This window comes from Devosia sp. (assembly GCF_017307565.1).
Lineage (GTDB): Bacteria > Pseudomonadota > Alphaproteobacteria > Rhizobiales > Devosiaceae > Devosia.
Genome location: NZ_JAFKHD010000003.1, coordinates 1 through 1,764, shown reverse-complemented (window position 1 = coordinate 1,764; position 1,764 = coordinate 1). Strand labels below are relative to the sequence as shown.

The following is a 1,764-nucleotide window of genomic DNA, read 5'->3' as shown; positions in this document are numbered from 1 at the left end:
TAAAAGCCAATCCGAGAAGTTGGTTCTCACCGCTGGATTTGGGTAACGTTATTCCATCGGAATTCACCAGGCTGATGCCGTAGTCGTCCGACATGCGTAGGTTCAGGGCCTTTCGCGTCGTGGCTTCGAGAATTTTCCTTATGCCCGCGCGCAACACCTTTCTGGCATGGGTTTCCTCCTCGACAAGTTGCAGCTCCAACGTGCCCTTGATCGATTCACAAAGGTTGCGCCTCTTGGCGTAGATGGCAGTTTGGTTGTCCTGCTGCGCAAGCGCATTAATATCGCGATCAATTTGCGCTCTTTCGCGTTCGGCATTGCTGATACCGGTGCCAAAAGCGCCTATGCTCCGGTCGATTTCAGAAAGTTCCTTACGCAACCCCTCCCGCCGCTCTTCCCGCGCGGCAATATCGCCAAAATTGATGCCTTTCAGCTTGTCGTGGATCTCGCCGAGCTGCGCTTCAATGCTCGCAAATTCTTCGTTTGCTTCTGCAAGGCGCTCTTTCGCACGTACCAACCTATTCGGTGCTTTCGCGCGCTCTGACTTGAGACTGCTCAGCCGGCCGCGAACTTTGGCTATCCGGTCGCGCATGATCTGATTTGCGGCCCGTTCGAGCAGTTTCGCGACCTTCTTTGCGGCTTCGCTACCAGGTGTCAGATGAGCACCGCATATACAGGTCTCGGCTTCGAGAACATCCTTTACGAACTCCTCGTTATAGGGAGACGGGATGCGGCCGCGATGGGATTCGTCGTTCAGGAAGTCGAAAGTCTCTTCCGTGATCTTTTTGGACACGATGAAGCGGCCGTTCTCGCCAAGCCACTTATAGACCTCGTCCGAGGCCTCTTTCTGTCTCTTTTCAACACGCCGCATTTGCTCGGTCAGCCTTTCACGGCTGCGCTGCAATTCCTTCGCTGCTGCGGTATTGCGGAGCTTTGTGTCGATATCGCCTATTTGTTCTTCCGTGAGCTGCCGCGATTTTTCAAGACGAGCGATTTCCTCCCTGGCCGTATCGATCTGCGAGCCGAGGGCGTCCATGCGGTTGTTGAGTTCTTCGATTTTCTTCGTCGCAGGCGTTGATGGAATTTGTTTGCGAAACTGGCTTGAGATTGCCTGCAGGTCATCAATGGCCGTCTCGATCAGCGAGCATCCTAGGATGTCTCTCACGGCACCGCGAATCGATGCACGGTTCTTCTCACCGAGGAAAACCTCTGCATGCTCACCGTCGAACAGGAAATGGGCGGCCATATCACGCGGAATAACGGTATTGATAAAGGTATCGGGCGATGAGATATCGACCTGGCCGCCTTGGTCGAAGCGCGCTACGACGAAGGTGCGCCCGCCATCGGAAGCGTTGCCCCCGCGAAAGAACCGCTTGGCGATATAATGGCTGCCATTGTGTTCGAACAGTACCTCAACCGCGGCGAGGGACCGTCCCTCCTTCTTGGCATCATAGTTGAGGATGTCTTCCTTCTTTTCGAACCTGCTCGTCGTTTCCCCGTAGAAGCACCAAAGGAGTGCGTTCAACAAAGTCGTTTTGCCAACCCCGTTTTCCGCGTAGATGAGCGTGACGTTCCTGTCCTTGTCTGTCGAGAACTCAATCTTGCATTCGCCGTAAAAACAACGGAAATCCTGCAACCTTATCTCATCAAGTATCATCGCCGACACCCTTTGCATTGGTGTGACGCTCAATAATTTCACGCAATTTTCGCTGACGTTCTGTCTTTACGTCCCGCTTTTCAAAGAAATAAGATCGTTCAAGCGCAATT

Annotated in this window: 1 protein-coding gene; it reads right to left on the bottom strand. The window is 53.4% G+C overall.

Features of this window, described 5'->3' with window-relative positions; genetic code table 11:
• On the bottom strand, window positions 1-1,633 hold a 1,633-nt coding region (locus tag J0I64_RS00020), incomplete at its 3' end, for an AAA family ATPase (RefSeq protein ID WP_291405216.1).
• Window positions 1,634-1,764 lie beyond the last annotated feature (131 nt).